The organism is Pseudomonas sp. REST10, from assembly GCF_029542605.1.
GTDB classification, from domain to species: Bacteria; Pseudomonadota; Gammaproteobacteria; order Pseudomonadales; family Pseudomonadaceae; genus Aquipseudomonas; species Aquipseudomonas khazarica.
In genome coordinates this window covers 3,882,487-3,906,532 of the sequence record NZ_CP035677.1, presented here as the reverse complement: position 1 = coordinate 3,906,532, position 24,046 = coordinate 3,882,487, and the positions used below count along the sequence as shown (strand labels likewise).

Genomic DNA, 24,046 nt, shown 5'->3' with positions numbered 1-24,046 from the left:
ACAATAACTCCCGGGAGCGATACGGTCAATGCAGCTGGATAGCTCATCCAGTTGCATTTTTTGGGGGGGTCACCTTTGCGTGTCGATGGGAAAATTTATCTTGACTATCAGGCGTCAACGCCATTGGACGCTGCATGCCTCGAGGCTATGCTGCCATTCTTTACTCATGATTTCGGCAATCCTCACTCTACTGACCATGCGCTAGGTTGGTCGGCTGCAGCTGCGATTGATCTGGCTCGCCTCTCTGTTGCTAAGCTTATTGGCGCCTCCCCTGAGGAGGTGTTCTTTACTTCCGGAGCAACCGAATCAAACAATCATATTATTCAAACGGTGGCTCGGGCTACAGGTCGATCCAAAATTTTAGTTAGCGCGGTAGAACACAAAAGTGTATTGGCTGCCGCAAATGCGGCGGCTAAGTTCTGGGGGATGGAGGTTCATTTTATCCCTGTTGATTCAAGTGGACTTGTGAATCTAGAATGTTACAAAGCGATGCTTGACCAGGATGTCGCATTGGTTTCGATAATGGCCGTTAATAATGAGATTGGTACAATTCAACCTATTCCCGATCTCGTGAAGGCCGCGCATGCTGTTGGCGCGTTATTTCTTTGTGATGCTGCGCAGGCTCCGACGGGAATAGATATAGATGTTTATAGCTGGGATTTAGATTTTTTGAGTCTTTCGGCGCATAAGTTGTACGGTCCCAAGGGAATAGGGGCGCTGTATGTTCGTAGTGATTTATTAGTCGACTTGGAGCCTTTGATCTATGGTGGTGGTCAGCAGGGTGGAGTCCGTTCTGGTACGTTGTCAACGCCATTGTGTGTCGGTTTTGGAGCCGCAGCAGATTTAATTTGCGAAGACTCGTTTCTGGATCGTTCAGCTCTGAATTTAAGAAAGTCTCATTTTCTTGAGGTTATCAAAAGTAATTCTGTTAGTTACGTATTAAATGGAGTGCAAGGAGAATATTGTCACCCGGGGAATATAAGTGTCAGGTTTTTGGGGGTTGATGCTAGCTCTTTGCTCTTGAGGTTGCAGTCTTATATTTGCGCATCTACTGGTTCGGCTTGCAATAGTGGGTTCATTAATCAGTCTCATGTTTTACGTGCTATTGGTTTAAGTGAGGATGAGTCATCTAATACTGTGCGGTTTAGTTTTGGTCGCTTCACTGATAGTTCCCAGGTCGAAGAAGCTGCATACCTCATCTGCAATGCTATTAAGAAGGTATAGCTTGCCCTATATGATCGGTAGTGTGGTCCCGGCATGATGCGGCTAGCGCGAGCCGGCAAGCCGGCTCGAACATCTATTCTACAGCGGTGAGGTGAGTGAGCTAATCGGTTGGTTGCAGCTCTGGTGTAGTACGCAAATTCGTTGGTGGATGCGGCTGAGGAAGCCTACTTCGAAGGCTCTCCGTTCTATCGCGCATGGCAGTAAGTCGCGCTCGGCGATCATCACTGCCCAGAGCCATCCGCTGCGAGCATTGTCGAGCCAGGTCTGGGCCAGCTTCACGCCCTGGTTGAACGCCTCCCTGCAGTCGGCAGCCCAGGCGATCTCCATGCCTGGATGGCCGTCGTGAGGCGGAAGGCAGGTCATTACACCTTTGCTCATCTCGCACCTCCTTGCGCCTCGGATAGAGCTCGGCGATAGAGCACGACCATCTCATCGAGCAGATCCAGAGCTGAGTAAGCAGCAATCCGCACACGCAGATCTTCCGGCTGCAGTCCATCTGGTTCAGCTAGTTGATCCAGCAAATTGCCGAGCATGACGCCACGCAGTTCAGCTGCAGCTTCAGCGGGTAGGGGAGAGCGTTCGGATTCATGCAGCGGGCTTCGCTGCAGCGGAAAAGGTACAACGCAGGATTCGAACTCAGCCATGGCGCACCTCCAGATCAGAGGTGGACAGCAAGACCAGCAGCCCAAGGCGGAGCTCTCGGGTAAAAAGGGGGTAGCGCATTTTCCTTATGCTCCTTCGTGAGATTAAGGAGCCGCAGCCATTCGCTACCACACGAATGGAGGCGGACCGTGCAAGGGTGGTAGACCGACCCACGAAGGAAGGCCGGCCAGGCCGAAGCCTGCCTCACACGGCCCGCCATAAATGCACGAGAAAACAGCAGATCCTGAGAAGGGCCTGCTCTCGTTTATGACGCAACCGCGCCTTCGTGTGAATCGGGCTACCACACCCGGCCGTGGGATTGACCACGACGGGCGCACTCTAGCCCGAGGGTTTCACGATGGCAACCTACTGTGGCGTAGGTGAGATTGAAGACGGGTAACGCCTCGGCCTCTGATTCGGCGGCGGCATGTTCGGGCTCGTCTCGAGGGCAGGGTACGGATAATATGAGAGCTGATTGATGGTGCCGCCAGAGCCGTCGCCCCGCAAATCGATCTATCTCCCGCGTCAGCAAAAGCTCTGCGCGATTGACGGTAGAAGTGACGGTAGGGCTCCATTGCAATTACAACGAATCCCTTTAGCCAAGCGGGCTCGGGCGGCTTGTTGATGATCGAGTGGGAGTGATCCCGCAGCGTGGCATGAGGAAACCGGCTTAGGCCGGTTTTTTCATGGCTGCATGCTTTCAGTGTTGCAGTAGAGACAGCGTGACGATGAGTGCGAACAGGCTCAGGCTCAGAAAACTGACAAGGAGCAGGCGTCTGTCCTTGCGAATCTGGCTGGTGAGTATCGCTTTGTGCTGGCGCCAGTCGCAGGCGATCGTGATCCATCGCTTATCCAGCAGCTGTTGCCAATCCTCTTCGCTCAGCCAGCAGGCGACGTGGTGTGCAGGTAGGTCCAGTGCGGGGAACAGCTCCTCGCAGGTCAGCGGCCCCAGAGATATCTGAAAGTGCTGCCCATGGCGCTCGCAATCCAGTTCGAGGCGGATTTGCGGGCGGCTATCCTGAGCGTCTTGGTTATCGGGATCGGGTGTGGAAATTTCATAGGCTGTGATTTGCGCTGTGCCTGGACGCAGCAAAGCGCTAAGGATTTTTGCCCAGAGCAGTCGCGCGAGTTTGTAAAAGGCCCAAGCGGAGAAGGCGAGCAGCAGCAAACTGAACAACCACAGCAGGCCGCCGAGTATGACGAAGACCACGATCATGCTCAGAAGCCTGTCAGCAGTGCCGGTGCGGCTATCCAGACCGCATATCCCATGAACATCAATGCCATTGCGGCGATAGGGGAGGCGGCGCTTGGGGACTCGGGAGTGGCATTGGCCGGGTTTGCCTTGGGAACGTAGAGCAGAACGGTCCCTGCTTGCGGGTTGAGTTCCACATGATCGTTATCGAGTACCAGATGCTCCACTTCGTAGGTGCGTTGTTCGTACTCGTAGCGCAGGCGATAGACATACTTGAAGCTGACCATTGTGGCTTTGCCAGCGCTGATGCGGGCTTTGACAAGCTTCTGATCGATGATTGCTGCTTTAACGATTTCATGCGCGCGGCTTAGTCGGTAGCAGTCAGACCAGATCACTTCGCCGAATGCGGCCATGAGCCCGATCCACGCGAGCAGGATCAGGGGCGTCATTGCGGCGAGCATGATCGCCAAGGGGGCGTCGAAAAAGAAACTGTCCATGTCCGGGGGAGCGTTTTCCTGAGATTACCGGGCGATTCTATCTCGCTAAGTGTGTTCCTTTCCTGGCCTTGCCTCTCAATGGCGGCCGCGGCAATTTGTCTTTGCAGATGCTCGTCTGCCACTGCATGAAAATGAGAAGATACCGCAATTGAGTCTGCTCACAGATTGCCGAGGATGAAGATGTCGTTTACTCGCAGACAAGTGCTCGCCGGCCTGGCCGGTCTCGGTGTGGTCGGCCTTGGCGCTGGCGGCGTGTGCTACTGGCTGGGGCGTCCGGAGAACGTCGCGACCCATGATTACGAGCTGGTCGCTGCGCCGGTCGATATGGAGCTGGTGCCGGGACATGTGACGCCGGCCTGGGGGTACGGTGGTCAGGCGCCTGGGCTGGAGCTGCGGTGCCGCCAGGGCGAGCGGCTGCGGGTGCGCTTCATCAACAAGCTGGAGCAGCAGAGCACCATCCACTGGCATGGCATCAGGCTGCCGCTGGAAATGGATGGCGTGCCCTATGTCTCGCAGGCGCCGGTGTTGCCGGGCGAGTACTTCGACTACGACTTCATCTGTCACGACGCCGGCAGCTTCTGGTATCACCCGCATACCACCAGCGCCGAGCAACTGGGGCGCGGTCTGGTCGGGCCGCTGATCGTCGAGGAGCGCGAGCCGACCGGCTTTCGCCATGAGCGCACGCTGAGCCTGAAGACCTGGCATATCGATGAGCAGGGCGCGTTCACGCCGTTCATGGTGCCGCGCCAGGCGGCACGTGAAGGCACCCGTGGACGGCTGACGACCATCAACGGCACGCCCAACCCGACACTGGAACTGCCGGCGGGGCAGGTGGTGCGCCTGCGTCTGATCAACCTAGACAACACTGTCACCTACCGCCTCAACCTGCCGGGTGGCGAGGCGCGTATCTATGCCCTGGACGGCAACCCCGTGCAGCCCCGGCCATTGGGCAAGGAGTACTGGCTCGGTCCGGGCATGCGCATCGACCTGGCGCTCAGGGTGCCGGCCGCCGGCGAGACGCTGTCGCTGCGCAATGGGCCGCTGCGCCTGGCGACCCTCGAGGGCGTCGCCAGCACGGAGGCAGCGGGCGACTGGCCACCGGCGCTGCCGGCCAACCCCATCGCCGAGCCTGACCTGGCGCGTGCCGAGACCCTGCGCTTCAACTTCGAGTGGGCGGCCGCCCTGGCTTCGCCGGCCGACGAAGCGGCCGGGCGCTACAAGTACTGGCAGATCAACGGCCAGGCCTGGGACATCAACGACAAGACCTGTGCCGACCGGCCCATCGCCACGCTGAAGAAGGATGGTCACTACATCTTCGTGCTGCGCAACATGGCGCAGTACCAGCACCCGATCCACCTGCACGGCATGACGTTCAAGGTGCTGGGTTCCGACCGACGCAAGATCGTGCCGTACTTCACCGATACCTATCTGCTGGGCAAGAACGAGACGGCGCGCATCGCCTTCGTCGCCGATAATCCCGGGGTATGGATGTTCCATTGCCATGTGATCGACCATATGGAAACGGGGCTGATGGCGGCCATCGAAGTGGTGTAGGGTGGGCGCCGTTTTCAGGCCGGCCTCGGTGGCCGGCCACCCTACGGATTGATGCAATGAAGCGACCGCAGATCATCGACCGCTCGCACGACGAGCACTTCATGCGCCTGGCGCTCGACCAGGCACGCCTGGGCGCGGAACAGGGCGAGGTGCCGGTCGGTGCGGTGCTGGTGCAGGACGGCGAGGTGGTGGGGCAGGGCTACAACTGCCCGATCCTGCGCCACGACCCCAGTGCCCATGCCGAGATGGTGGCGATCCGCGCTGCCGCGCTGTCGGTGCAGAACTATCGGCTGCCGGGCAGCACCTTGTACGTCACGCTGGAGCCCTGCAGTATGTGCGCCGGTCTGATCGTGCACGCCCGGATCGCGCGGGTGGTATTCGCCGCCAGCGAACCGCGTGCAGGGGTGGCGATCAGTCAGGGGCAGTTCTTCGACCAGGGTTTTCTCAATCATCGCGTACTGGTTGAGGGCGGTCTGCTGGCCGACGAGAGCGGGGCGCTGCTGAAACAATTCTTCAAGGCTCGGCGTGGCTGAGCATCGTCACAGGACATCATCATGAACAAAGGGATATTGGGTCTGCTGGCACTGTTGGCGTTGCCGGTGGAGGCCGAGGAGCAGGAGGTGTACCTGCTGGCCACGGTGCAGCTGGGCGGCTCCAATCTGGCGCAGAGCATCTTCCTGCACGAGCCGCAGATCACCACGCTCGAGGATTGCCAGGAGGCCGTGCGAGTCGGTCAGCGTGACCGCGACTGGCAGCGTTATCACCACATCTTCATGCGCGACCGTTTCCAGGGCTTCACCGGCCACCTGGATTACCGCTGCGTGTTCAGTGCCCAGCGCTTCAGTGGCTGGAACGACCGGGCGCGCTACAACCAGCCCTACCTGATCAGCATCGACGAGCAGGCCAATCTGCAGGTCGAGCGCATGTCGAGCCAGGCCCAGTGCGCCACGCGTCTGAAGGGGCTGGCACAGGCGCAGCGAGCGATCAGTCGCTGCTCGGTGGGCAACCAGAACCTGCTGTAAGGGCTTACAGCGGCGGGGTTTCTTCTTCGGGCTTGCGTTTGTCGATGCCCGGCACATGGACGCCGCTCTCGGCGACCTGCGTGCCTTCTAGCTGCGGCTGGGTCACCCACGTGAGGATGTCGTAGTAGCGGCGGATGTTGCGCACGAAGTGCACCGGCTCACCGCCACGGGCATAGCCGTAGCGGGTCTTGCTGTACCACTGCTTCTGCGCCAGGCGCGGCAGGATCTTCTGCACGTCGGCCCACTTGTTCGGGTCCAGGCCTTCGGCTTCGGTCAGCTTGCGCGCATCTTCCAGGTGACCGCCGCCGACGTTGTAGGCTGCCAGGGCGAACCAGGTGCGGTCCGGCTCGGCGATGCCTTCCGGCAGTTGCTGATGAACCTGGATGAAATAACGGGCGCCGCCATCGATGCTCTGCTTGGGGTCGAGCCGGTTGGAGACGCCTACCGACTGCGCGGTGCGCTGGGTGAGCATCATCAGGCCGCGCACGCCGGTCTTGGAGGTGGCATTGGGTTGCCACAGCGATTCCTGGTAGCCCATTGCGGCCAGCAGGCGCCAGTCGATCTGGTTGGCCTGGCCGGCCTGGCGGAACATCTTCTCGTAGCGCGGCAGGCGTTTCTGCAGGTGCTGGGCGAAGGTGTAGGCGCCCACGTAGCCGAGCACGTCGACATGGCCGTAGTAGCGTTCCTTCAGGCGCTGCAGGGTGCCGTTGGCCTGGGCGCGCTCAAGGAAGGCGTCGATCTCCAGCAGCAGGCTCTCGTCGTCACCGGCGGCCACGGCCCAGCGCATGGTGTTGGTGTCGTCCAGGTCGAACGCGACGCGTACGTTGGGGAAGTACACCTGGTTCATCGCCAGCTCGTTGGAGTCGACCAGGGTCAGGTCGATCTGCCCTTCGTCGACCATGCGCAGCAGGTCGACCACCTCGACGGCGTCAGAGACTTCGAACTTGAGTTCGGGGAACTGCTGTTTCAGGGCTTCCAGCTGCTCGGCATGGCTGCTGCCGGACAGCACCAGGATACGCTTGCCGACCAGGTCTTCCGGTTTGGTCGGGCGAGACTCGCCGTTGCGGTAGATGACCTGCGGTGTGACTTCCAGATAAGGGATGGAGAAGCGTGCCTGGCGCTGACGCTGCGGCGTATCCACCAGGCCGGCTGCCGCCATCACCGGGCCGTCGGGGCGGGCGAGGCTGGAGAACAGGCTGTCGAGATTGTCTGCCGTCTCGATCTTCAGTTCGAGGCCGAGGTCGGCGGCGAAACGCTTGGCCAGTTCGTATTCGAAACCGGTAGCGCCGTTGCGGTCCTGGAAGTAGGTGGCGGGGCTGTTACGAGTGACCACGCGCAGCTCACCCTCCGCCTTTACCTGCTCGAGTACGCTGGGCTTGGGTTCTTCGCCACAGCCAGTGAGCATCAGGAGGGTTCCAATCGCCAACAGCCCTGTGGCGCAACGCATGCGTATCGCAGGTCGTGCAAACATCGGCGCAGTATACGCAAAGCATCGTCGCTGCCATATCTCGACAGCGACGCGCTTCTCTGCTAGCGATCGCCCGTCTCGAAAGCGCCCGGCACGGGTGCTGTGAACGCGGCTTTAGGCTAGAATGCACGGCCTCTAAGCACACCCCTTCTCCAGAGGCTGTACCGACGATGTTGATCCTGCGCGGCGCTCCCGCCCTTTCCGCTTTCCGCCATGGCAAATTGCTCGAGCAACTGACCAGCAAGGTGCCGGCCGTGACCGGGCTGTACGCCGAGTTCGCGCATTTCGCCGATGTCACCGGCGTACTCAACACCGATGAAGAGCAGGTGCTGGCGCGCCTGCTCAAGTACGGCCCGAGCGTCGCTGTGCAGGAACCCAGCGGCAAGCTGTTCCTGACCATTCCGCGTTTCGGCACCATCTCGCCCTGGTCGAGCAAGGCCAGCGATATCGCCCGCAACTGTGGCCTGGCCAAGATCCAGCGCCTGGAGCGCGGCATCGCCTATTACGTCAGCGGTGAACTGAGCGAGGCCGACAGCGCTGCCGTCGCCGCGCTGCTGCATGACCGCATGACCCAGCTGGTGCTGAGCACCCTCGAGGACGCTGCGGCACTGTTCAGCCATGCCCAGCCCAAGCCGCTGACCGCCGTGGATATCCTCGGTGGTGGCCGTGCGGCGCTGGAGCAGGCCAACCAGGACCTCGGTCTGGCACTGGCCGAGGACGAGATCGACTACCTGGTCAAGAGCTTCAACGACCTGGGGCGCAACCCGCACGACATCGAACTGATGATGTTCGCCCAGGCCAACTCCGAGCACTGCCGCCACAAGATCTTCAATGCCAGCTGGGACATCGACGGCGAGAGCCAGGACAAGTCGCTGTTCGGCATGATCAAGAACACCTACCAGATGCACAGCGACGGCGTGCTGTCCGCCTACAAGGACAACGCCTCGGTCATCGAAGGCTTCAGCGCCGGGCGCTTCTTCCCCAACCCGGAAAGCCGCCAGTACGGCGCGGTGCAGGAGCCGGTGCACATCCTGATGAAGGTGGAAACGCACAACCACCCGACCGCCATCGCGCCGTTCCCTGGCGCCTCCACCGGCTCCGGTGGCGAGATCCGCGACGAAGGCGCGACCGGTCGTGGCGCCAAGCCCAAGGCGGGCCTGACCGGTTTCTCGGTGTCCAACCTGAACATCCCCGATTTCCTCCAGCCCTGGGAAAAGCCGTACGGCAAGCCCGAGCGCATCGTCAGCGCGCTGGACATCATGATCGAAGGCCCGCTCGGCGGCGCCGCGTTCAACAACGAATTTGGCCGTCCGGCGCTCAACGGTTATTTCCGTACCTTCGAGCAGGCGGTCGGCAGCCCGCGTGGCGAGGAAGTGCGCGGCTACCACAAGCCGATCATGCTCGCCGGCGGCCTGGGCAACATCCGTGAGAACCACGTACAGAAGGGCGAGATTTCGGTCGGCGCCAAGCTGATCGTGCTCGGTGGCCCGGCCATGCTCATCGGCCTGGGTGGTGGCGCCGCGTCGTCGATGGCCACCGGCGCCAGCTCGGCCGACCTGGACTTCGCTTCGGTGCAGCGCGAGAACCCGGAAATGGAGCGCCGCTGCCAGGAGGTCATCGACCGCTGCTGGCAGCTGGGCGAAGCCAACCCGATCAAGTTCATCCACGACGTCGGCGCCGGTGGTATCTCCAACGCCCTGCCGGAGCTGATCAACGATGGCGGCCGTGGCGGTCGCTTCGAGCTGCGCAAGGTGCCCAACGACGAGCCGGGCATGGCCCCGCACGAGATCTGGTGCAACGAGTCGCAGGAACGCTACGTGATGAGCGTGGATGCTGCCGACTTCGAGCGCTTCCAAGCCATCTGCGAACGCGAGCGCTGCCCGTTCGCCGTGGTTGGCGAGGCCACGGCCGAACCACACCTGACCGTGACCGACAGCCATTTCAGCAACACCCCGGTGGACATGCCGCTGGAAGTGCTGCTGGGCAAGCCGCCGCGCATGCACCGCAGCGTGCAGCGTGAAGCCGAGCAGGGCGACGATTTCGCCGCCAGCGTAGTGGCCATCGATGAAGCGATCGAGCGCGTGCTGCGCCACCCGGCCGTGGCCAGCAAGAGCTTCCTGATCACCATCGGCGACCGCAGCATCACCGGCCTCGTCGCTCGCGACCAGATGGTCGGCCCGTGGCAGGTGCCGGTGGCCGATTGTGCCGTCACCGCCACCAGCTTCGACGTCTACACCGGTGAAGCCATGGCGATGGGCGAGCGCACGCCGCTGGCACTGCTCGATGCCCCGGCTTCCGGGCGCATGGCGGTCGGTGAAACCATCACCAACCTGGCGGCTGCGCGAATCGGCAAGCTGTCCGATATCAAACTGTCGGCCAACTGGATGGCCGCAGCCGGCCACCCGGGTGAAGACGCGCGTCTGTACGACACCGTCAAGGCCGTCGGCATGGAGCTGTGCCCGGCACTGGGTATCACCATCCCGGTGGGCAAGGACTCCATGTCGATGAAGACCCGCTGGCAGGACGAGGGCGTCGACAAGAGCGTCACCGCGCCGCTGTCGCTGGTCATCTCCGGCTTCGCGCCGGTGCAGGACATCCGCCAGACCCTGACCCCGCAACTGCGCATGGACAAGGGCGAAACCGATCTGATCCTGATCGATCTGGGCCGTGGCCAGAACCGCATGGGCGCGTCGATCCTGGCGCAGGTCTATGCGCAGATCGGCCAACAGGCACCGGACCTCGACGACGCCGAAGACCTCAAGGCCTTCTTCGCCGTGATCCAGGGCCTGAACGCCGACGGCCACCTGCTGGCCTACCACGATCGCTCCGACGGCGGCCTGCTGACCACCGTGCTGGAAATGGCCTTCGCCGGTCATTGCGGGCTGTCGCTGAACCTCGACGCACTGGCGGGCGATGCCTCCGAGCTGCCGGCCGTGCTGTTCAACGAAGAGCTGGGCGCGGTGATCCAGGTGCGCCAGGACGCCACCCCGGAAGTGCTGGCGCAGTTCAGCGCCGCAGGCCTGGATGACTGCGTGGCGGTGATTGGCCAGGCGGTGAACAACGGCGACGTCAACATCAGCTTCAACGGCGAGTCGGTGTTCGCCGGCGAGCGTCGTCTGCTGCAGCGTCAGTGGGCGGAAACCAGCTATCGCATCCAGCGCCTGCGCGACAACGCCCAGGGTGCCGACCAGGAATTCGACCTGCTGCTGGAAGAAGACAACCCCGGTCTGTCGGTCAAGCTCGGCTTCGACGTCAACCAGGACATCGCCGCGCCCTACATCAAGAAGGGCGTGCGTCCGCAAGTGGCGATCCTGCGCGAGCAGGGCGTCAACGGCCAGGTGGAAATGGCCGCCGCGTTCGACCGCGCCGGTTTCTCGGCCATCGACGTGCACATGAGCGATATCCTCGCCGGTCGTGTCAGCCTGGAAGAGTTCAAGGGCCTGGTGGCCTGCGGTGGCTTCTCCTACGGTGACGTGCTCGGCGCCGGTGAGGGCTGGGCCAAGTCGGTGCTGTTCAATGCCCGCGCCCGCGATGCCTTCCAGGGCTTCTTCGAGCGTCGCGACAGCTTCGCCCTCGGCGTGTGCAACGGCTGCCAGATGATGAGCAACCTGCACGAGCTGATTCCGGGCACCGAGTTCTGGCCGCACTTCGTGCGCAACCGCTCCGAGCAGTTCGAGGCGCGCGTGGCCATGGTCCAGGTGCAGGAGTCGGCGTCGATCTTCCTGCAGGGCATGGCCGGTTCGCGTATGCCGATCGCCATCGCCCACGGCGAGGGTCATGCCGAGTTCGAGAGCGAAGAGGCGCTGCTGGAGGCGGACCTGTCCGGCACAGTGGCCCTGCGTTACGTCGACAACCATGGCAAGGTCACCGAAGCCTACCCGGCCAACCCCAACGGTTCGCCGCGTGGCATCACCGGCCTGACCAGTCGTGACGGCCGCGTGACCATCATGATGCCGCACCCGGAGCGGGTGTTCCGCGCCGTGCAGAACTCCTGGCGCCCGGATGAGTGGCAGGAAGACGGCGGCTGGATGCGCATGTTCCGCAACGCCCGCGTCTGGGTGGACTGACAGCGGCCGCGTAGCGGCCCTCTGTCGCCCCTCTCCCGTCATTGGGAGAGGGGCCGGTTCCGGCGTTCGTAGCCCGGATGCAATCCGGGGAAAACCTGTGGCATACCTTCCCTGGATTTCATCCGACTACGCAGGCCTTGTGCATGGCCGATGATCCTCTGCCCATCCTCCCCGAGGTTCGCCTGGTCAGTCCCGGTGAAGCCCATCGCCTGTGCCGCTGCGGCCAGTCTGCGCAGTTGCCGGACTGCCACGCCGGTTGCCCGCAATCCCTGATCCTGCGTCCCGAGCGCGAGCAGCGACTGTTGCTCTGCCGCTGCGGACGCTCACGGAGCATGCCTCATTGCGATGGCAGCCACAGCCCGCCGGCACCCAGCCTGGCCGACAAGTGGCGGCGTTTTTTCGCCGGCAGCTGAGAACGTCGCGCCGATCATTCGAGTCGAACGCAGCGAATCGTTTCCCGCCTCGGGCGGATTTGTGCGGGCGACCGCAAGACAAAATCATGGCGAAATGACACTATATTGGCGTCATGACTTGTCTGCTGTTCGGTTGCCCATCTGCGGAGAACTTGATGTACAAACTGTGTTTCTATGTGCCGGAAGCCCATCTGGAGCCGGTGAAAAAAGCGGTGTTCGCTGCCGGGGGCGGGCGTATCGGCCTCTATGACAGTTGCTGCTGGCAGGTGCTCGGCCAGGGCCAGTTTCGCGCTCTGGAGGGCAGTCAGCCGTTCCTGGGGCGGGTCGGCGAGATCGAACAGGTTGCCGAGTGGAAGGTGGAGATGGTCGTCGCGGACGAGCTGATCCACGATGCGGTCAAGGCCCTGAAAAAACACCACCCGTACGAGACGCCGGCCTTCGACGTCTGGCGACTGTCCGATCTGCAGTTCTGAAAAAGGCGCCGATGGCGCCTTTTTCGTGGCGTGACCTCAGGGGCGAATCTCGATCAGCGTCCCGTCCTTGACCAGGCTCCACACCTCGCGCATGTCGTCGTTCTTCATGGCGATGCAGCCTTCGGTCCAGTCAAGGGTGTGGAAGAACCACTCGGGGTACTCCTCGTCCAGCGGCGTGCCGTGGATCATGATCATGCCGCCCGGTGGCACACCGGCGTTCTTCGCGTATGCCAGGTCACGGGCATTGGGGTAGGAGATGTGCAGCGACAACTGGTACTTGTCGCTCGGCTTGCGCCAGTCGATCCAGTAGAAGCCTTCCGGCGTGCGCAGGTCGCCCTCGCGCTGCTTGGCGCCGGTGGGTTGCTTGCCCAGGGAGATGCGGTAGGACCTGATGGTCTCGCCGCGCTGCTGCAGGTGCAGCTGGCGCTCGGACTTGAGGATGAGCACCTTGTCGACGGTGCGCGTGCCGCTCGCCGGCGTGGTGCTGGCGAAGGCATTGAGGCTGAGGGTCAGGCAAAGCAGGGGCAGCAACCAGCGCATCGGGATCGTCCGCAAGGGTCAACGGGGTGTGTAGTGGGCGCGCAGCGCTTCGAGGGGTTCGTTGCGTACCGGAAAGAGATTCTGCCGACGGTCGGCGAAGAAGCATTCTAAGGTACGGCCTATGGTGGGGAAAGCCAGCTCTGACCAGGGGATCTGCGCTTCGTCGAACAGGCGCACCTCCAGGCTTTCCTCGCCCACGGCGAAGTCGAGGTCGACCAGCTCCGCGCGAAACATCATGTACACCTGGCTGATGTGCGGCAGGTCGAAGAGGGTATAGAGACTGAGGTCGCGTACCCGCGCGCAGGCCTCTTCCAGGGTCTCGCGGGCCGCTGCCTGTTCGATGGTCTCGCCGTTCTCCATGAAACCGGCCGGCAGGGTCCAGTAGCCACGGCGCGGCTCGATGGCGCGCCGGCACAGCAGGACCTGCTCGCCCCACACCGGCAGGCAGCCCGCGACGATGCGCGGGTTCTCGTAATGCACGGTGGTGCACTGGCTGCACACGTGGCGCATGCGGTTGTCGCCCGCTGGGATCATGCGGGTGACCGGGTTGCCGCACTGGCTGCAGAATTTCATGCCTGATCCTCGTTCATGGCGTTATCTTGGCGGTCCTGGTTCGGGCCGGCAAGCCCGCGATTCTGGCCGGCCAGCCCTTTCGTCGGGGTTGGGCGTGCGGCCGCTTTCATGCCATGATGCCGGGCAAAACAAGACTCCGAGTATGGCCATGCTGGACGAGTTGCTCCATCGCGTGCGCGATTATCGACCGCGCCCTCTGGAGGCCGGGCACAGCTTCCCCGAGGCGGCAGTGCTGGTCCCCATCACCCGTAGCGACGAACCTGAACTGGTGTTGACCCTGCGTGCCAGCGGCCTGTCGACCCACGGCGGTGAGGTTGCCTTCCCCGGTGGGCGTCGTGATCCGGAGGATCGTGACCTGGTGCATACCGCGCTGCGCGAGGCCGAGGAGGAGGTGGGTCTGCCACCGGGGCTCGTGGAGGTGCTCGGACCGCTCAGCCCGCTGGTGTCGCGCCACGGCATCCGCGTCACGCCCTATGTCGGGCTGGTGCCCGATTACGTCGAGTACAAGGCCAACGATGCGGAGATCGCCTCGGTGTTCTCCGTGCCGCTGGAGTTCTTCCGCAGCGACCCGCGCGAAGTCACTCACCGTATCGATTACCTCGGGCAGAGCTGGTACGTGCCGTCCTACACCTATGACCAATATCGCATCTGGGGGCTGACGGCGATCATGGTCGTGGAGCTGGTCAACCTGCTCTACGACTCCGGGATTGCCCTGCACCAGCCGCCCGAACACTTCATACACCTGCGCTGAGGACTGACGAGCATGAAATATCGCCTGGGAGGCTCCCGTGTCGACGCCCATCCCGAAAGCTGGGTCGCGCCCAGCGCCGACCTGATCGGCAAGGTTCGTCTGGACGCGGGGGCCAGTGTCTGGTTCGGCGCCGTGCTGCGTGGCGACAACGAGCTGATCCACATCGGTGAGAACAGCAACGTGCAGGATGGCACCGTCATGCACACCGACATGGGTTTTCCGCTGACCCTGGGCAAGGGCGTCACCGTGGGCCACAACGTGATGATGCACGGCTGCACGGTGGACGATTACAGCCTGATCGGCATCAATGCGGTCATCCTCAACGGCGCGAAGATCGGCAAGAACTGCATCATCGGCGCCAACAGCCTGATTCCCGAGGGCAAGGTCATTCCCGATGGCAGCCTGGTCATGGGCAGCCCAGGCAAGGTGGTGCGTGAGCTCACCGAGCAGCAGAAGAAGATGCTGGAGGCCAGTGCCGCCCATTACGTTCATAATGCCCAGCGCTATGCCCGAGAGCTGGTCGTTGACGATGAATGACGAGAAACCCGTGCGCTCTCCCTGCGTGCATGTCTGCGCGCTGGACGAGCAGGACATCTGCATCGGCTGTCAGCGCACGGCTGCCGAAATCACCCGCTGGGGCCGCATGGACAATGCCGAGCGCCGCGAGGTGCTGCAACGCTGCCTGGAGCGCGCCCGCGCTTCGGGCCATTTACTGATCCCCTCCTGATTCACTGTTCGAGGAACATTCATGCCCCGTATTGGAACCCCTCTATCGCCGAGTGCGACCCGTGTACTGCTCTGTGGTTGCGGTGAGCTCGGCAAGGAAGTGGTCATCGAACTGCAGCGTCTGGGTTGTGAAGTGATCGGCGTCGACCGCTACGCCAACGCCCCGGCGATGCAGGTCGCCCATCGCGCCCACGTGATCGACATGCTCGACGGCGCCGCCCTGCGTGCCGTGATCGAGAAGGAGCAGCCGCACTACATCGTCCCGGAAATCGAGGCCATCGCCACCGCCACGCTGGTCGAGCTGGAGGCCGAGGGGTTCAACGTGGTGCCCACCGCGCGTGCGGCGCAACTGACCATGAACCGTGAAGGCATCCGTCGCCTGGCGGCTGAAGAGCTGGGGCTGCCGACCTCGCCCTATCATTTCTCCGACACCTACGAGGACTACGCCGCGGCGGTGAAGTCCGTCGGCTATCCCTGCGTGGTCAAGCCGATCATGAGTTCCTCCGGCAAGGGTCAGAGCGTGCTGCGCAGCGATGCCGACCTGCAGAAATCCTGGGACTACGCCCAGGAAGGCGGGCGTGCGGGCAAGGGCCGGGTGATCGTCGAGGGCTTCATCGATTTCGACTACGAGATCACCCTGCTCACCGTGCGTCATGCCGGTGGCACCAGCTTCTGCGCGCCGATCGGCCATCGCCAGGAGGGTGGTGACTATCAGGAGTCCTGGCAGCCGCAGCCGATGAGCCCGAAGGCACTGGCCGAGTCCGAGCGCGTGGCGCTGGCGGTGACCGAGGCGCTCGGTGGGCGTGGCCTGTTCGGCGTCGAGTTGTTCGTCAAGGGCGACCAGGTCTGGTTCAGCGAGGTGTCGCCGCGTCCGCACGACACCGGCCTGGTGACCCTGATCTCCCAGGAGCTGTCCGAGTTCGCCCTGCATGCACGGGCCATTCTCGGCCTACCGATTCCGCTCATTCGCCAGATGGGGCCGTCGGCTTCGGCGGTGATCCTGGTCGAGGGCAGCTCGCAGCAGGCCAGCTTCGCCAATCTCGGTGCCGCCCTGAGCGAAGAGGACACGGCGCTGCGTCTGTTCGGCAAGCCCGAGGTCAAGGGGCAGCGCCGCATGGGCGTGGCGCTGGCTCGCGACGAGTCCATCGAAGCTGCCCGGGCCAAGGCCCTGCGCAGCGCGCAAGCGGTTCGCGTCCAGCTGTGAGCCGGCACGCGTTGTGGTGGCTGGCGACTCTGCCATTGCTGCCCATCGCGCTGCCGTTGGCCGTGCATACGCGGCGCACGGCCCTGCGCCTGCCCGTGGCGCAGGGTGAACCTTGCGGACTGGCGGGCGCCGATCGGCCGGGTGAACCGCTACGTCTGTTGCTGATCGGCGAGTCGACCGTGGCGGGCGTCGGTGTGCGGGGTTTCGATCAGGCGCTGGCAAGCTGCCTGGCTGCCGCGCTGGCCGAGCGCCTCGGCCGACCGGTGCAGTGGCGCGCCTGTGGCGAGAACGGCATCACCGCGCGCCAGGCGTGTGAGCGCCTGTTGCCGCAGGCATTGGCCGAGCCGGCTGACCTGGTGCTGCTGGTCTTCGGGGTCAACGACACCACGCATCTCACTCCGGCCAGGCGCTGGCACCAGGCGCTGGTCGAGATGGCCGAGGCTTTCCGGGCGCAGGGCTGTCACGTGGCGTTCAGCGCTGTGCCGCCCCTGCGGCACTTCACGGCGTTGCCCTGGCTGTTGCGTCAGTTGATGGGCTGGCGGGCGAGTCTGCTGGATCGTGAGCTGCAAGCGCTGGCGCAGCGTTCTGGGGCGCTGCATTGCGCACTGGACCTGCCGTTCGAGGCGCGCTACCTGGCCGAGGATGGTTACCACCCTTCGGCATTGGGCTATCGGGTATGGGGCGAGGGCCTCGCCGGGCGACTCAGTCCGCTGCTGCAGCGTCCGTCTTGACCTTTTCCACCTGCCAGACACGCACGCTCTTCACGCGGTTTTCCGCCGCCTGGAGGATTTCCAGGCGGTAGGGGCCGATCTTCAGGCAGACGCTGCTGTCGGGGATGCTCTCCAGCGCTTCGGTGATCAGGCCGTTGAGGGTCTTGGGGCCGTCGCTGGGCAGGTGCCAGCCGAGGGTCTTGTTCACTTCGCGGATGTAGGCAGCGCCATCGATGACCAGGGTGCCGTCTTCCTGCGGGTGGATGTCCGGGCTGCGCAGGCTGTCCTGGTTGCTGAAGTCACCGACGATCTCCTCGAGGATGTCTTCCAGAGTGACGATGCCGATCACGTCACCGTACTCGTCGACGACGATGCCGATGCGGCGCTTCTGCTTCTGGAAGTTGATCAGCTGGGTCGACAGCGGCGTGTTCTCCGGCACGAAGTAGGGTTCGTGGCAGGCCGCGAGCAGGGCTTCCTTGGTCAGCTGGTTGTGGCTCAGCAGGCGGGCGATCTGGCGCATGTGCACCACGCCCTCGATCTGGTTGATGTCGCCGCGGAATACCGGCAGCCGGGTGTGCGGTGTGCTGCGCAGCTGGCCGACGATGCTTTCCAGGTCGTCGTCGAGGTCGATGCCGGCGACTTCGTTGCGCGGAATCATGATGTCGTCGACCGTGACCCGCTCCAGATCGAGGATGCCCAGCAGCATGTTCTGGCGATTCTTCGGCAGCTCGGAACCGGATTCGCGCACCACGCTGCGCAGTTCCTCGGTGGACAGGCTGTCACTGGCGCGCTGCGCCGGGTCGACGCCGAACAGGCGCAGCAGGCCGTTGCTGATCACGCCTGTCAGCCAGACCACGGGATAGAGCACGCGTTGCAGCAGGCTCAGTACGCGGCTGGCGGGGAAGGCCACCAGCTCGGGGCGCAGCGCCGCCAGGGTCTTGGGGGTGATCTCGCCGAAAATCAGCACGACGATGGTCAGGCCGGCCGTCGCGATGGCGATCCCGGCTTCGCCCCACATGTCCACGGCCAGTACGGTGGCGATGGACGCGGCGAGGATGTTCACCACGTTGTTGCCGACCAGGATGGTGCCGAGCATGCGGTCGGGCCGGTCGAGCAGGCGGGTGACACGGCGGGCGCCACTGTGTCCTTCCTTGGCCAGGTGCTTGAGCCGGTAGCGGTTGAGGCTGAGCATGCCGGTCTCGGAGCTGGAGAAGAACGCCGAGCAGAGGATGAGGAAAATCAGCAGGCCGAGCAGATAGCTCGAATGAAGGTCGTCCACGACGGCTGCCTCAGATATGCAGGATGAATTCGCGTACCAGCTTGCTGCCGAAGTAGGCCAGCATCAGCAGGCAGAACCCTGCGAGGGTCCAGCGAATGGCCTTGTGGCCGCGCCAGCCGAGCTGGTGGCGACCCCAGAGCAGAACGGCGAACACCACCCAGGCGAAGCAGGACAGGATGGTCTTGTGCGCCAGGTGCTGGGCGAACAGGTCGTCGATGTACAGCGCGCCGGACAGCAGCGACAGCGACAGCAGCAGCCAGCCCGCGAAGAGGAAGCCGAACAGCAGGCTCTCCATGGTCTGCAGCGGCGGGAAGTTGCGGATGAGCCCAGATGGATGCTTGTGCTTGAGCTGGTAGTCCTGCAGCAGCAGCAGGACCGACTGGAACACGGCGATGGTCAGCATGCCGTAGGCCAGGATCGAGAACAGGATGTGGGCGAGGATGCCGGGGTGTTCGTCGATCGGGTTGATGGTGCCGCTGGGAATGAATTCCGCCGCCAGCACCGTCAGGGTGCCGAGCGGAAACAGCAGCAACAGCAGGTTCTCCACCGGAATGCGTGCGCAGGCCAGGAGGATCAGGGCGATGACGGCGCAGGCGATGAGGCTGGCGGCGTTGAAGAAGTCCAGGTTCAGGCCGTGGGCGTCATACAGCTGGAAGAACAGGCTGACGACATGCAGGCACAGGGCAAGCGTACCGAGCGCTACCAGCAGGCGTTTGTCCGGGATGCTGCGCTTGGTCAGGCGCAGCCCTTGATAAGCAGTGGCGCCGGCATAAAGGAAGGCGGCGGCAAGACTGGGCAACAGAGGGTGCATAAATCCGTGTAAGGCGAGCCCGAAAGGCGCTGAGTGTGGCACAGAAGGGTATCGGCACGAAAGACTGGCGGCGGTGTCGGCCGCTCGGCGACTTCGCTATAATCCGCCGCTTGTCGCACATCCGGTACGCCGGGTCGCACCCTATTCAAGGAACGCGCATGTTCGAAAATCTTACCGATCGCCTGTCCCAGACGCTGCGTAACGTCACGGGCAAGGCCAAGCTGACCGAAGACAACATCAAGGACACCCTGCGTGAAGTGCGCATGGCGCTGCTCGAAGCCGACGTGGCTTTGCCGGTGGTCAAGGAGTTCGTCGGCAAGGTCAAGGAACGCGCCGTCGGCACCGAGGTGTCCAAGAGCCTGACCCCGGGCCAGGCCTTCGTGAAGATCGTCCGCGCCGAGCTGGAAGAGCTGATGGGCGCGGCCAACGAGGACCTGGCGCTGAATGCCGCGCCGCCTGCCGTGGTGCTGATGGCTGGTCTGCAGGGTGCGGGCAAGACCACCACCGCCGGCAAGCTGGCCAAGTTCCTCAAGGAGCGCAAGAAGAAGTCGGTGTTGCTGGTCTCTGCCGACGTCTATCGTCCGGCGGCGATCAAGCAGCTGGAAACCCTGGCTGGCGACCTCGACGTCACCTTCTTCCCCTCCGATGCCAGCCAGAAGCCGGTGGACATCGCCAACGCGGCGATCCGCGAGGCCAAGCTCAAGTTCATCGACGTGGTCATCCTCGATACCGCCGGTCGCCTGGCCGTCGACGCCGAAATGATGGCCGAGATCCAGGCGCTGCACGCGGCGGTCAAGCCGGTGGAGACGCTGTTCGTGGTCGATGCCATGACCGGCCAGGATGCTGCCAACACGGCCAAGGCGTTCAGTGACGCGCTGCCGCTGACCGGCGTGGTGCTGACCAAGGTCGACGGCGACGCCCGTGGCGGTGCCGCGCTGTCGGTGCGACATATCACCGGCAAGCCGATCAAGTTCATCGGTATGGGCGAGAAGAGCGATGCGCTCGAGCCTTTCCACCCTGATCGCATCGCCTCGCGCATCCTCGGCATGGGCGACGTGCTCAGCCTCATCGAGCAGGCCGAGCAGACCCTCGACCGCGAGAAGGCCGAGAAACTCACCAAGAAGCTGAAGAAGGGCAAGGGCTTCGATCTCGAAGACTTCCGCGACCAGCTGCAGCAGATGAAGAACATGGGCGGCCTTGGCGGCCTGATGGACAAGCTGCCGTCCATCGGCGGCGTCAACCTGTCGCAGATGGGCAACGCCCAGGGCGCAGCCGAGAAGCAGTTCAAGCAGATGGAGGCGATCATCAACTCGATGACGCCTGCCGAGCGACGTGACCCGGAGATGATCAGCGGTTCGCGCAAGCGCCGTATCGCGCAGGGTTCCGGCACCCAGGTGCAGGACATCGGGCGTCTGATCAAGCAGCACAAGCAGATGCAGAAGATGATGAAGAAATTCACCGCCAAGGGCGGCATGGCCAAGATGATGCGCGGCATGGGCGGCATGTTGCCTGGCGGCGGCATGCCGAAATTCTGATCTCTGCAGCCCGGTCGATGGCCGGCTGGAAAAAGAGATTTGCAAACCGCCGCATAATCCTTAAAATATGCGGCCTTTCGGGCCTAGGCCCATTTTTAATGTGTGCCTCAAGTTAGCACCGACTATAGGAACGATGTTCACATGGTAACCATCCGTCTTGCTCGTGGCGGCTCCAAAAAGCGCCCCTTCTACCACCTGACCGTGACCAACAGCCGCAATGCGCGCGATGGTCGTTTCGTTGAGCGTATCGGTTTCTTCAACCCGATCGCTGCCGGTGGCGAAGTGCGTCTGTCCGTCGACCAAGAGCGTGCGACCTACTGGCTGGGCCAGGGCGCTCAGCCGTCTGAGCGTGTTGCTCAGCTGCTCAAGGAAGCTGCCAAGGCTGCTGCCTAAGCATCTTTATGAGTACGACGCCGGCCGTCGCCGAGGACCTGATCGTTCTCGGCAAGATTGTCTCGGTGCACGGCGTCAGGGGTGAAGTGAAGGTGTACTCCTTTACCGATCCCATCGATAACGTGCTCGATTACCGAAACTGGACGCTCAAGCGTGACGGTGAGGTAAAGAAAGTGGAACTGGCCAGCGGCCGCCTGCAAGGCAAGGTGCTGGTAGCCAAGTTGAAGGGTCTGGATGATCGCGAAGTCGCGCGTAGCTACGCCGGTTTCGAGATCTGCGTGCCGCGTAGCGAGCTGCCGGATCTGGAGGAAGGTGAGTTCTACTGGTACCAGTTGCAGGGCTTGAAGGTCATCGATCAGGCAGGGCAGTTGCTCGGTGTGATCGACCACTTGTTCGAGACCGGTGCCAACGATGTGATGGTGGTCAAGGCCTGCGCGGGCAGCCTGGATGATCGCGAGCGGCTGTTGCCCTATACGGAGCAATGCGTGCTGTCGATCGACCTGGCCGCTGGCGAGATGCGGGTCGACTGGGATGCGGATTTCTAAGGCTCATGCGCGTAGAAGTCATCACGCTGTTCCCAGAGATGTTCGCCGCCATTGGCGAGTACGGCATCACCAGTCGTGCGGTGAGGCAGGAGCTGCTCAAGCTCAACTGCTGGAATCCGCGGGACTACACAACGGATCGCCACCATACGGTGGATGACCGTCCCTTCGGCGGTGGCCCGGGGATGGTGATGAAGATCAAGCCTCTCGAGGATGCCCTGGCCAGCGCCAGGCAAGCCACGGGGGAGACGGCGAAGGTGATTTACCTGTCGCCGCAGGGGCGTCGTCTGAATCAGGCGGCGGTCCGCGAGCTGGCGCAGGAGGATGCACTGATCCTGATCGCCGGTCGTTATGAAGGCATCGACGAGCGTTTCATCGAGACGCATGTCGATGAGGAGTGGTCGATTGGCGACTACGTCCTGTCCGGCGGTGAGCTGCCGGCCATGGTGCTGATCGATGCGGTGACGCGCCTTTTGCCTGGTGCATTGGGTCATGCCGATTCGGCCGAGGAGGACTCCTTTACGGATGGCCTGCTCGACTGCCCGCACTACACCCGACCGGAGGTGTATGCGGATAAACGTGTTCCTGACGTGTTGCTTAGTGGCAACCACGAACACATCCGGCGCTGGCGTTTGCAGCAGTCCCTTGGTCGGACCTGGGAACGTCGCGCTGATCTTCTGGATAGCCGCTCGCTTTCTGGAGAAGAGAAGAAGCTGCTGGAGGAATACATCCGCCAGCGGGACGATAGTTAACGTATCGATGGCAGGCCGGGAGGCTTGTCTTAGGAGCGCAGCATGACCAACAAGATTATCCAGATGCTCGAAGCCGAGCAGATGAACAAAGAAATCCCGACTTTCGCACCGGGCGACACCGTTGTCGTGCAAGTGAAAGTGAAGGAAGGCGACCGTCAGCGTCTGCAGGCCTTCGAAGGCGTCGTTATCGCCAAGCGTAACCGTGGCCTGAACAGCGCTTTCACCGTGCGCAAGATCTCCAGCGGTGTAGGCGTCGAGCGTACCTTCCAGACCTACTCCCCGCTGGTCGACAGCCTTAGCGTCAAGCGTCGCGGTGACGTGCGCAAGGCCAAGCTGTACTACCTGCGCGACCTGTCCGGCAAAGCCGCGCGCATCAAGGAAAAGCTGTCCTAAGTTCGGACGCTTCTCTGAAAAAAGCAGCCTACGGGCTGCTTTTTTCGTTTCTGGGCCGCGTTGACCGATGGGTTTCGTGGCCAGGTCGATCCATAGAATGAGCAGTCGTGGCATGACCCCGAGAGAGCAGGAAATCCAGCGGCGTACCCAGTTGTCGGAAACCCGCGTGACCAAGGCGGTGTTCCCGCCGACCACCAACCATCACAACACCCTGTTCGGCGGCACGGCGCTGGCCTGGATGGACGAGGTGTCGTTCATCGCCGCCACGCGTTTCTGCCGCCTGCCGCTGGTGACCGTGTCCAGCGATCGTATCGATTTCAAGCATGCGATCCCGGCGGGGTCGATCGTCGAGTTGATCGGTCGGGTGGTCAAGGTTGGCAACACCAGCCTCAAGGTGGAGGTCGAGGTGTTCGTCGAGGGCCTTTACCAGGAGGGGCGCGAGCGGGCCATCAGCGGCAGTTTCAGCTTCGTCGCCGTCGACGAGCAGCAGAAGCCGGTGCCGGTGCTGCCGGGCTTCGCGCAGTAGGCGTGCAGCGGCTCAGGGGCGCAGGCTGACTTTCAGGCTGGCCTGCGACAGGTCGATGTTGTGCAGGCTCAGGTTGCCGAAGCTCTGGCCGGCAGGGGCGCCCTTGACCCGGATGTTGTCGAAGCGCAGCTCACCGATCGAGCTGGGCAGGTTGACGTTGAACGAACCGTCATTGTTCAGCGTCGAGCGCAGCTTGCCGGTGTCGTAGCGCACGTCGCTCAGGCGGGTTTCGGCGTCCAGGTTGTCGAGTACCGGCATCACCAGCTTGGCCAGCTGCTTGACCGTGCCCAGTCCGTCGCCGCTTTCCGCACGCAGCAGCAACCCCTGCAGCGCGTCGTCCAGGCCCTGCGCGCTGACCTCGCTCATCTCGCTGTCGCTCAGTGACTGCATGCCTCGCGGCGTTTCTTCCTGGCTGATGGTGCTGGGGGGCTGCAGGCGCTGGATGTCGGCGCTGGCCATCTGAAAGGGGGTCATCAGCGCGGCCACCAGGGTGGCGGCGAGGCGCAGGTTGCTCTGCTTCTTCAGCGCCTTGCCCAGTTGCTTCTGGGTCAGCAGACCCTGCTCCACCAGCACCTCGCCGAGGCGCTTGTGGCTGGTCAGCTGTACCTTGATGGCAGCATCCAGCTGCGCGGTGCTGATCAGTCCCTTGTTGATCAGTATCTGGCCGAGTCGAGAGTTGACGTGCTGGGACATGACGGGCTACCAAGTGTGTGATGGCATGGTGGAATCATGGGTGTGACATCCCTGTCTGTCACCCAA

At 63.0% G+C, this 24,046-nt stretch carries 28 protein-coding genes; 18 read left to right on the top strand and 10 right to left on the bottom strand.

The genetic code is table 11. The features are described 5' to 3' along the window. Window positions 1–51: 51 nt before the first annotated feature. Window positions 52–1,224: a cysteine desulfurase family protein gene (locus tag EWH21_RS18385; protein WP_347177582.1), complete on the top strand. Its 1,173-nt coding sequence runs from the start codon at window positions 52–54 to the stop codon at window positions 1,222–1,224. Window positions 1,225–1,302: 78 nt separating this feature from the next. Here EWH21_RS18385 and EWH21_RS18380 read toward each other — a convergent pair whose 3' ends face one another. From EWH21_RS18380 to EWH21_RS18365, 4 genes are all read right to left on the bottom strand, one after another. Beyond that, window positions 1,303–1,602, bottom strand: coding sequence for a LasR-specific antiactivator QslA (locus EWH21_RS18380; RefSeq protein ID WP_277699017.1), 300 nt, complete (start codon window positions 1,600–1,602; stop codon window positions 1,303–1,305). After that, window positions 1,599–1,868 carry a hypothetical protein gene (locus tag EWH21_RS18375; RefSeq protein WP_081876442.1) on the bottom strand — a complete coding sequence of 90 codons (270 nt, stop codon included), beginning with the start codon at window positions 1,866–1,868 and terminating at the stop codon, window positions 1,599–1,601. Before EWH21_RS18375 ends, EWH21_RS18380 begins: the two co-directional genes overlap by 4 nt. Window positions 1,869–2,566: 698 nt before the next feature. After that, window positions 2,567–3,082 (bottom strand): hypothetical protein, encoded by a 516-nt coding sequence (locus EWH21_RS18370; RefSeq protein ID WP_277699016.1) that lies wholly within the window; start codon window positions 3,080–3,082, stop codon window positions 2,567–2,569. Window positions 3,083–3,084: 2 nt separating this feature from the next. Continuing rightward, window positions 3,085–3,555 (bottom strand): DUF3592 domain-containing protein, encoded by a 471-nt coding sequence (locus EWH21_RS18365; protein ID WP_277699015.1) that lies wholly within the window; start codon window positions 3,553–3,555, stop codon window positions 3,085–3,087. Between the two features lie 180 nt (window positions 3,556–3,735). Between EWH21_RS18365 and EWH21_RS18360 the strand changes: the two genes are divergently transcribed. The 3 genes from EWH21_RS18360 to EWH21_RS18350 are packed head-to-tail and all read left to right on the top strand — an operon-like array spanning window position 3,736 to window position 6,131. After that, on the top strand, window positions 3,736–5,109 hold the full coding sequence (locus EWH21_RS18360; RefSeq protein ID WP_277699014.1) for a multicopper oxidase family protein: 1,374 nt from the start codon (window positions 3,736–3,738) through the stop codon (window positions 5,107–5,109). A gap of 56 nt (window positions 5,110–5,165) precedes the next feature. Next, a complete protein-coding gene (tadA, locus tag EWH21_RS18355; RefSeq protein WP_152489406.1) occupies window positions 5,166–5,642 on the top strand; it encodes a tRNA adenosine(34) deaminase TadA in 477 nt (158 codons plus the stop codon). A 21-nt stretch (window positions 5,643–5,663) separates the two neighbouring features. Beyond that, the gene (locus EWH21_RS18350; protein WP_277699013.1) at window positions 5,664–6,131 is read left to right on the top strand and encodes a hypothetical protein; all 468 of its coding nucleotides are present in this window, start codon (window positions 5,664–5,666) and stop codon (window positions 6,129–6,131) included. A 4-nt stretch (window positions 6,132–6,135) separates the two neighbouring features. On the opposite strand, the gene mltF is transcribed toward EWH21_RS18350, so the two are convergent. After that, window positions 6,136–7,602, bottom strand: a complete 1,467-nt coding sequence (gene mltF, locus EWH21_RS18345) for a membrane-bound lytic murein transglycosylase MltF (protein ID WP_277699012.1) — start codon at window positions 7,600–7,602, stop codon at window positions 6,136–6,138. Window positions 7,603–7,769: 167 nt separating this feature from the next. Here mltF and purL point away from each other — a divergent pair, with 167 nt between their 5' ends. The 3 genes from purL to EWH21_RS18330 all read left to right on the top strand — a co-directional run bounded on the left by purL (window position 7,770) and on the right by EWH21_RS18330 (window position 12,552). Then, window positions 7,770–11,666 (top strand): phosphoribosylformylglycinamidine synthase, encoded by a 3,897-nt coding sequence (gene purL / locus EWH21_RS18340; protein ID WP_277699011.1) that lies wholly within the window; start codon window positions 7,770–7,772, stop codon window positions 11,664–11,666. 143 nt (window positions 11,667–11,809) lie between these two features. Continuing rightward, complete coding sequence (locus tag EWH21_RS18335; protein ID WP_047589961.1) at window positions 11,810–12,079, top strand: CDGSH iron-sulfur domain-containing protein; 270 nt, start codon at window positions 11,810–11,812, stop codon at window positions 12,077–12,079. Window positions 12,080–12,234: 155 nt separating this feature from the next. Then, the gene (locus EWH21_RS18330) at window positions 12,235–12,552 is read left to right on the top strand and encodes a YqfO family protein (protein WP_277699010.1); all 318 of its coding nucleotides are present in this window, start codon (window positions 12,235–12,237) and stop codon (window positions 12,550–12,552) included. Window positions 12,553–12,588: 36 nt separating this feature from the next. Here the strand turns inward: EWH21_RS18330 and EWH21_RS18325 are convergent, their stop codons facing one another. Next, window positions 12,589–13,092 carry a L,D-transpeptidase family protein gene (locus EWH21_RS18325; RefSeq protein WP_277699009.1) on the bottom strand — a complete coding sequence of 168 codons (504 nt, stop codon included), beginning with the start codon at window positions 13,090–13,092 and terminating at the stop codon, window positions 12,589–12,591. A gap of 18 nt (window positions 13,093–13,110) precedes the next feature. Then, window positions 13,111–13,665, bottom strand: a complete 555-nt coding sequence (locus EWH21_RS18320; protein ID WP_037049459.1) for an NUDIX hydrolase — start codon at window positions 13,663–13,665, stop codon at window positions 13,111–13,113. 148 nt (window positions 13,666–13,813) lie between these two features. On the opposite strand from EWH21_RS18320, the gene EWH21_RS18315 reads away from it, so the two are divergent. Genes EWH21_RS18315 through EWH21_RS18295 form a run of 5 tightly spaced genes read left to right on the top strand, consistent with a single transcriptional unit; the run spans window position 13,814 to window position 17,077 of the window. Continuing rightward, window positions 13,814–14,416: a CoA pyrophosphatase gene (locus tag EWH21_RS18315; RefSeq protein ID WP_277699008.1), complete on the top strand. Its 603-nt coding sequence runs from the start codon at window positions 13,814–13,816 to the stop codon at window positions 14,414–14,416. Between the two features lie 12 nt (window positions 14,417–14,428). After that, entirely contained in the window at window positions 14,429–14,953 is a 525-nt protein-coding gene (locus EWH21_RS18310; protein ID WP_037049457.1) for a gamma carbonic anhydrase family protein, read from the top strand. Further along, complete coding sequence (locus tag EWH21_RS18305; RefSeq protein ID WP_047589956.1) at window positions 14,946–15,143, top strand: DUF1289 domain-containing protein; 198 nt, start codon at window positions 14,946–14,948, stop codon at window positions 15,141–15,143. The genes EWH21_RS18310 and EWH21_RS18305 overlap by 8 nt, the downstream gene beginning before the upstream one ends. A gap of 21 nt (window positions 15,144–15,164) precedes the next feature. Beyond that, the gene (gene purT / locus EWH21_RS18300) at window positions 15,165–16,346 is read left to right on the top strand and encodes a formate-dependent phosphoribosylglycinamide formyltransferase (protein WP_047589954.1); all 1,182 of its coding nucleotides are present in this window, start codon (window positions 15,165–15,167) and stop codon (window positions 16,344–16,346) included. Next, window positions 16,343–17,077: an SGNH/GDSL hydrolase family protein gene (locus EWH21_RS18295; RefSeq protein WP_277699007.1), complete on the top strand. Its 735-nt coding sequence runs from the start codon at window positions 16,343–16,345 to the stop codon at window positions 17,075–17,077. The genes purT and EWH21_RS18295 overlap by 4 nt, the downstream gene beginning before the upstream one ends. Here EWH21_RS18295 and EWH21_RS18290 read toward each other — a convergent pair. After that, window positions 17,049–18,335 (bottom strand): HlyC/CorC family transporter, encoded by a 1,287-nt coding sequence (locus tag EWH21_RS18290; RefSeq protein ID WP_037049445.1) that lies wholly within the window; start codon window positions 18,333–18,335, stop codon window positions 17,049–17,051. The two genes, EWH21_RS18295 and EWH21_RS18290, sit on opposite strands and share 29 nt — an antisense overlap. A gap of 10 nt (window positions 18,336–18,345) precedes the next feature. Continuing rightward, complete coding sequence (gene ccsA, locus EWH21_RS18285; protein WP_037049443.1) at window positions 18,346–19,146, bottom strand: cytochrome c biogenesis protein CcsA; 801 nt, start codon at window positions 19,144–19,146, stop codon at window positions 18,346–18,348. 158 nt (window positions 19,147–19,304) lie between these two features. Between ccsA and ffh the strand changes: the two genes are divergently transcribed. The 6 genes from ffh to EWH21_RS18255 all read left to right on the top strand — a co-directional run bounded on the left by ffh (window position 19,305) and on the right by EWH21_RS18255 (window position 23,287). After that, entirely contained in the window at window positions 19,305–20,681 is a 1,377-nt protein-coding gene (ffh, locus tag EWH21_RS18280) for a signal recognition particle protein (RefSeq protein WP_037049441.1), read from the top strand. Between the two features lie 141 nt (window positions 20,682–20,822). Then, the gene (rpsP, locus tag EWH21_RS18275) at window positions 20,823–21,074 is read left to right on the top strand and encodes a 30S ribosomal protein S16 (RefSeq protein WP_003246162.1); all 252 of its coding nucleotides are present in this window, start codon (window positions 20,823–20,825) and stop codon (window positions 21,072–21,074) included. Window positions 21,075–21,082: 8 nt separating this feature from the next. Then, the gene (gene rimM, locus EWH21_RS18270; RefSeq protein WP_037049438.1) at window positions 21,083–21,619 is read left to right on the top strand and encodes a ribosome maturation factor RimM; all 537 of its coding nucleotides are present in this window, start codon (window positions 21,083–21,085) and stop codon (window positions 21,617–21,619) included. Window positions 21,620–21,624: 5 nt separating this feature from the next. Beyond that, window positions 21,625–22,368 (top strand): tRNA (guanosine(37)-N1)-methyltransferase TrmD, encoded by a 744-nt coding sequence (trmD, locus tag EWH21_RS18265; protein WP_277699006.1) that lies wholly within the window; start codon window positions 21,625–21,627, stop codon window positions 22,366–22,368. Between the two features lie 42 nt (window positions 22,369–22,410). Next, a complete protein-coding gene (gene rplS / locus EWH21_RS18260; RefSeq protein WP_003246155.1) occupies window positions 22,411–22,761 on the top strand; it encodes a 50S ribosomal protein L19 in 351 nt (116 codons plus the stop codon). A gap of 112 nt (window positions 22,762–22,873) precedes the next feature. Beyond that, complete coding sequence (locus tag EWH21_RS18255) at window positions 22,874–23,287, top strand: acyl-CoA thioesterase (protein ID WP_037049434.1); 414 nt, start codon at window positions 22,874–22,876, stop codon at window positions 23,285–23,287. A gap of 12 nt (window positions 23,288–23,299) precedes the next feature. Here the strand turns inward: EWH21_RS18255 and EWH21_RS18250 are convergent, their stop codons facing one another. Continuing rightward, entirely contained in the window at window positions 23,300–23,980 is a 681-nt protein-coding gene (locus tag EWH21_RS18250; protein ID WP_277699003.1) for a hypothetical protein, read from the bottom strand. Between the last annotated feature and the right edge of the window lie 66 nt (window positions 23,981–24,046).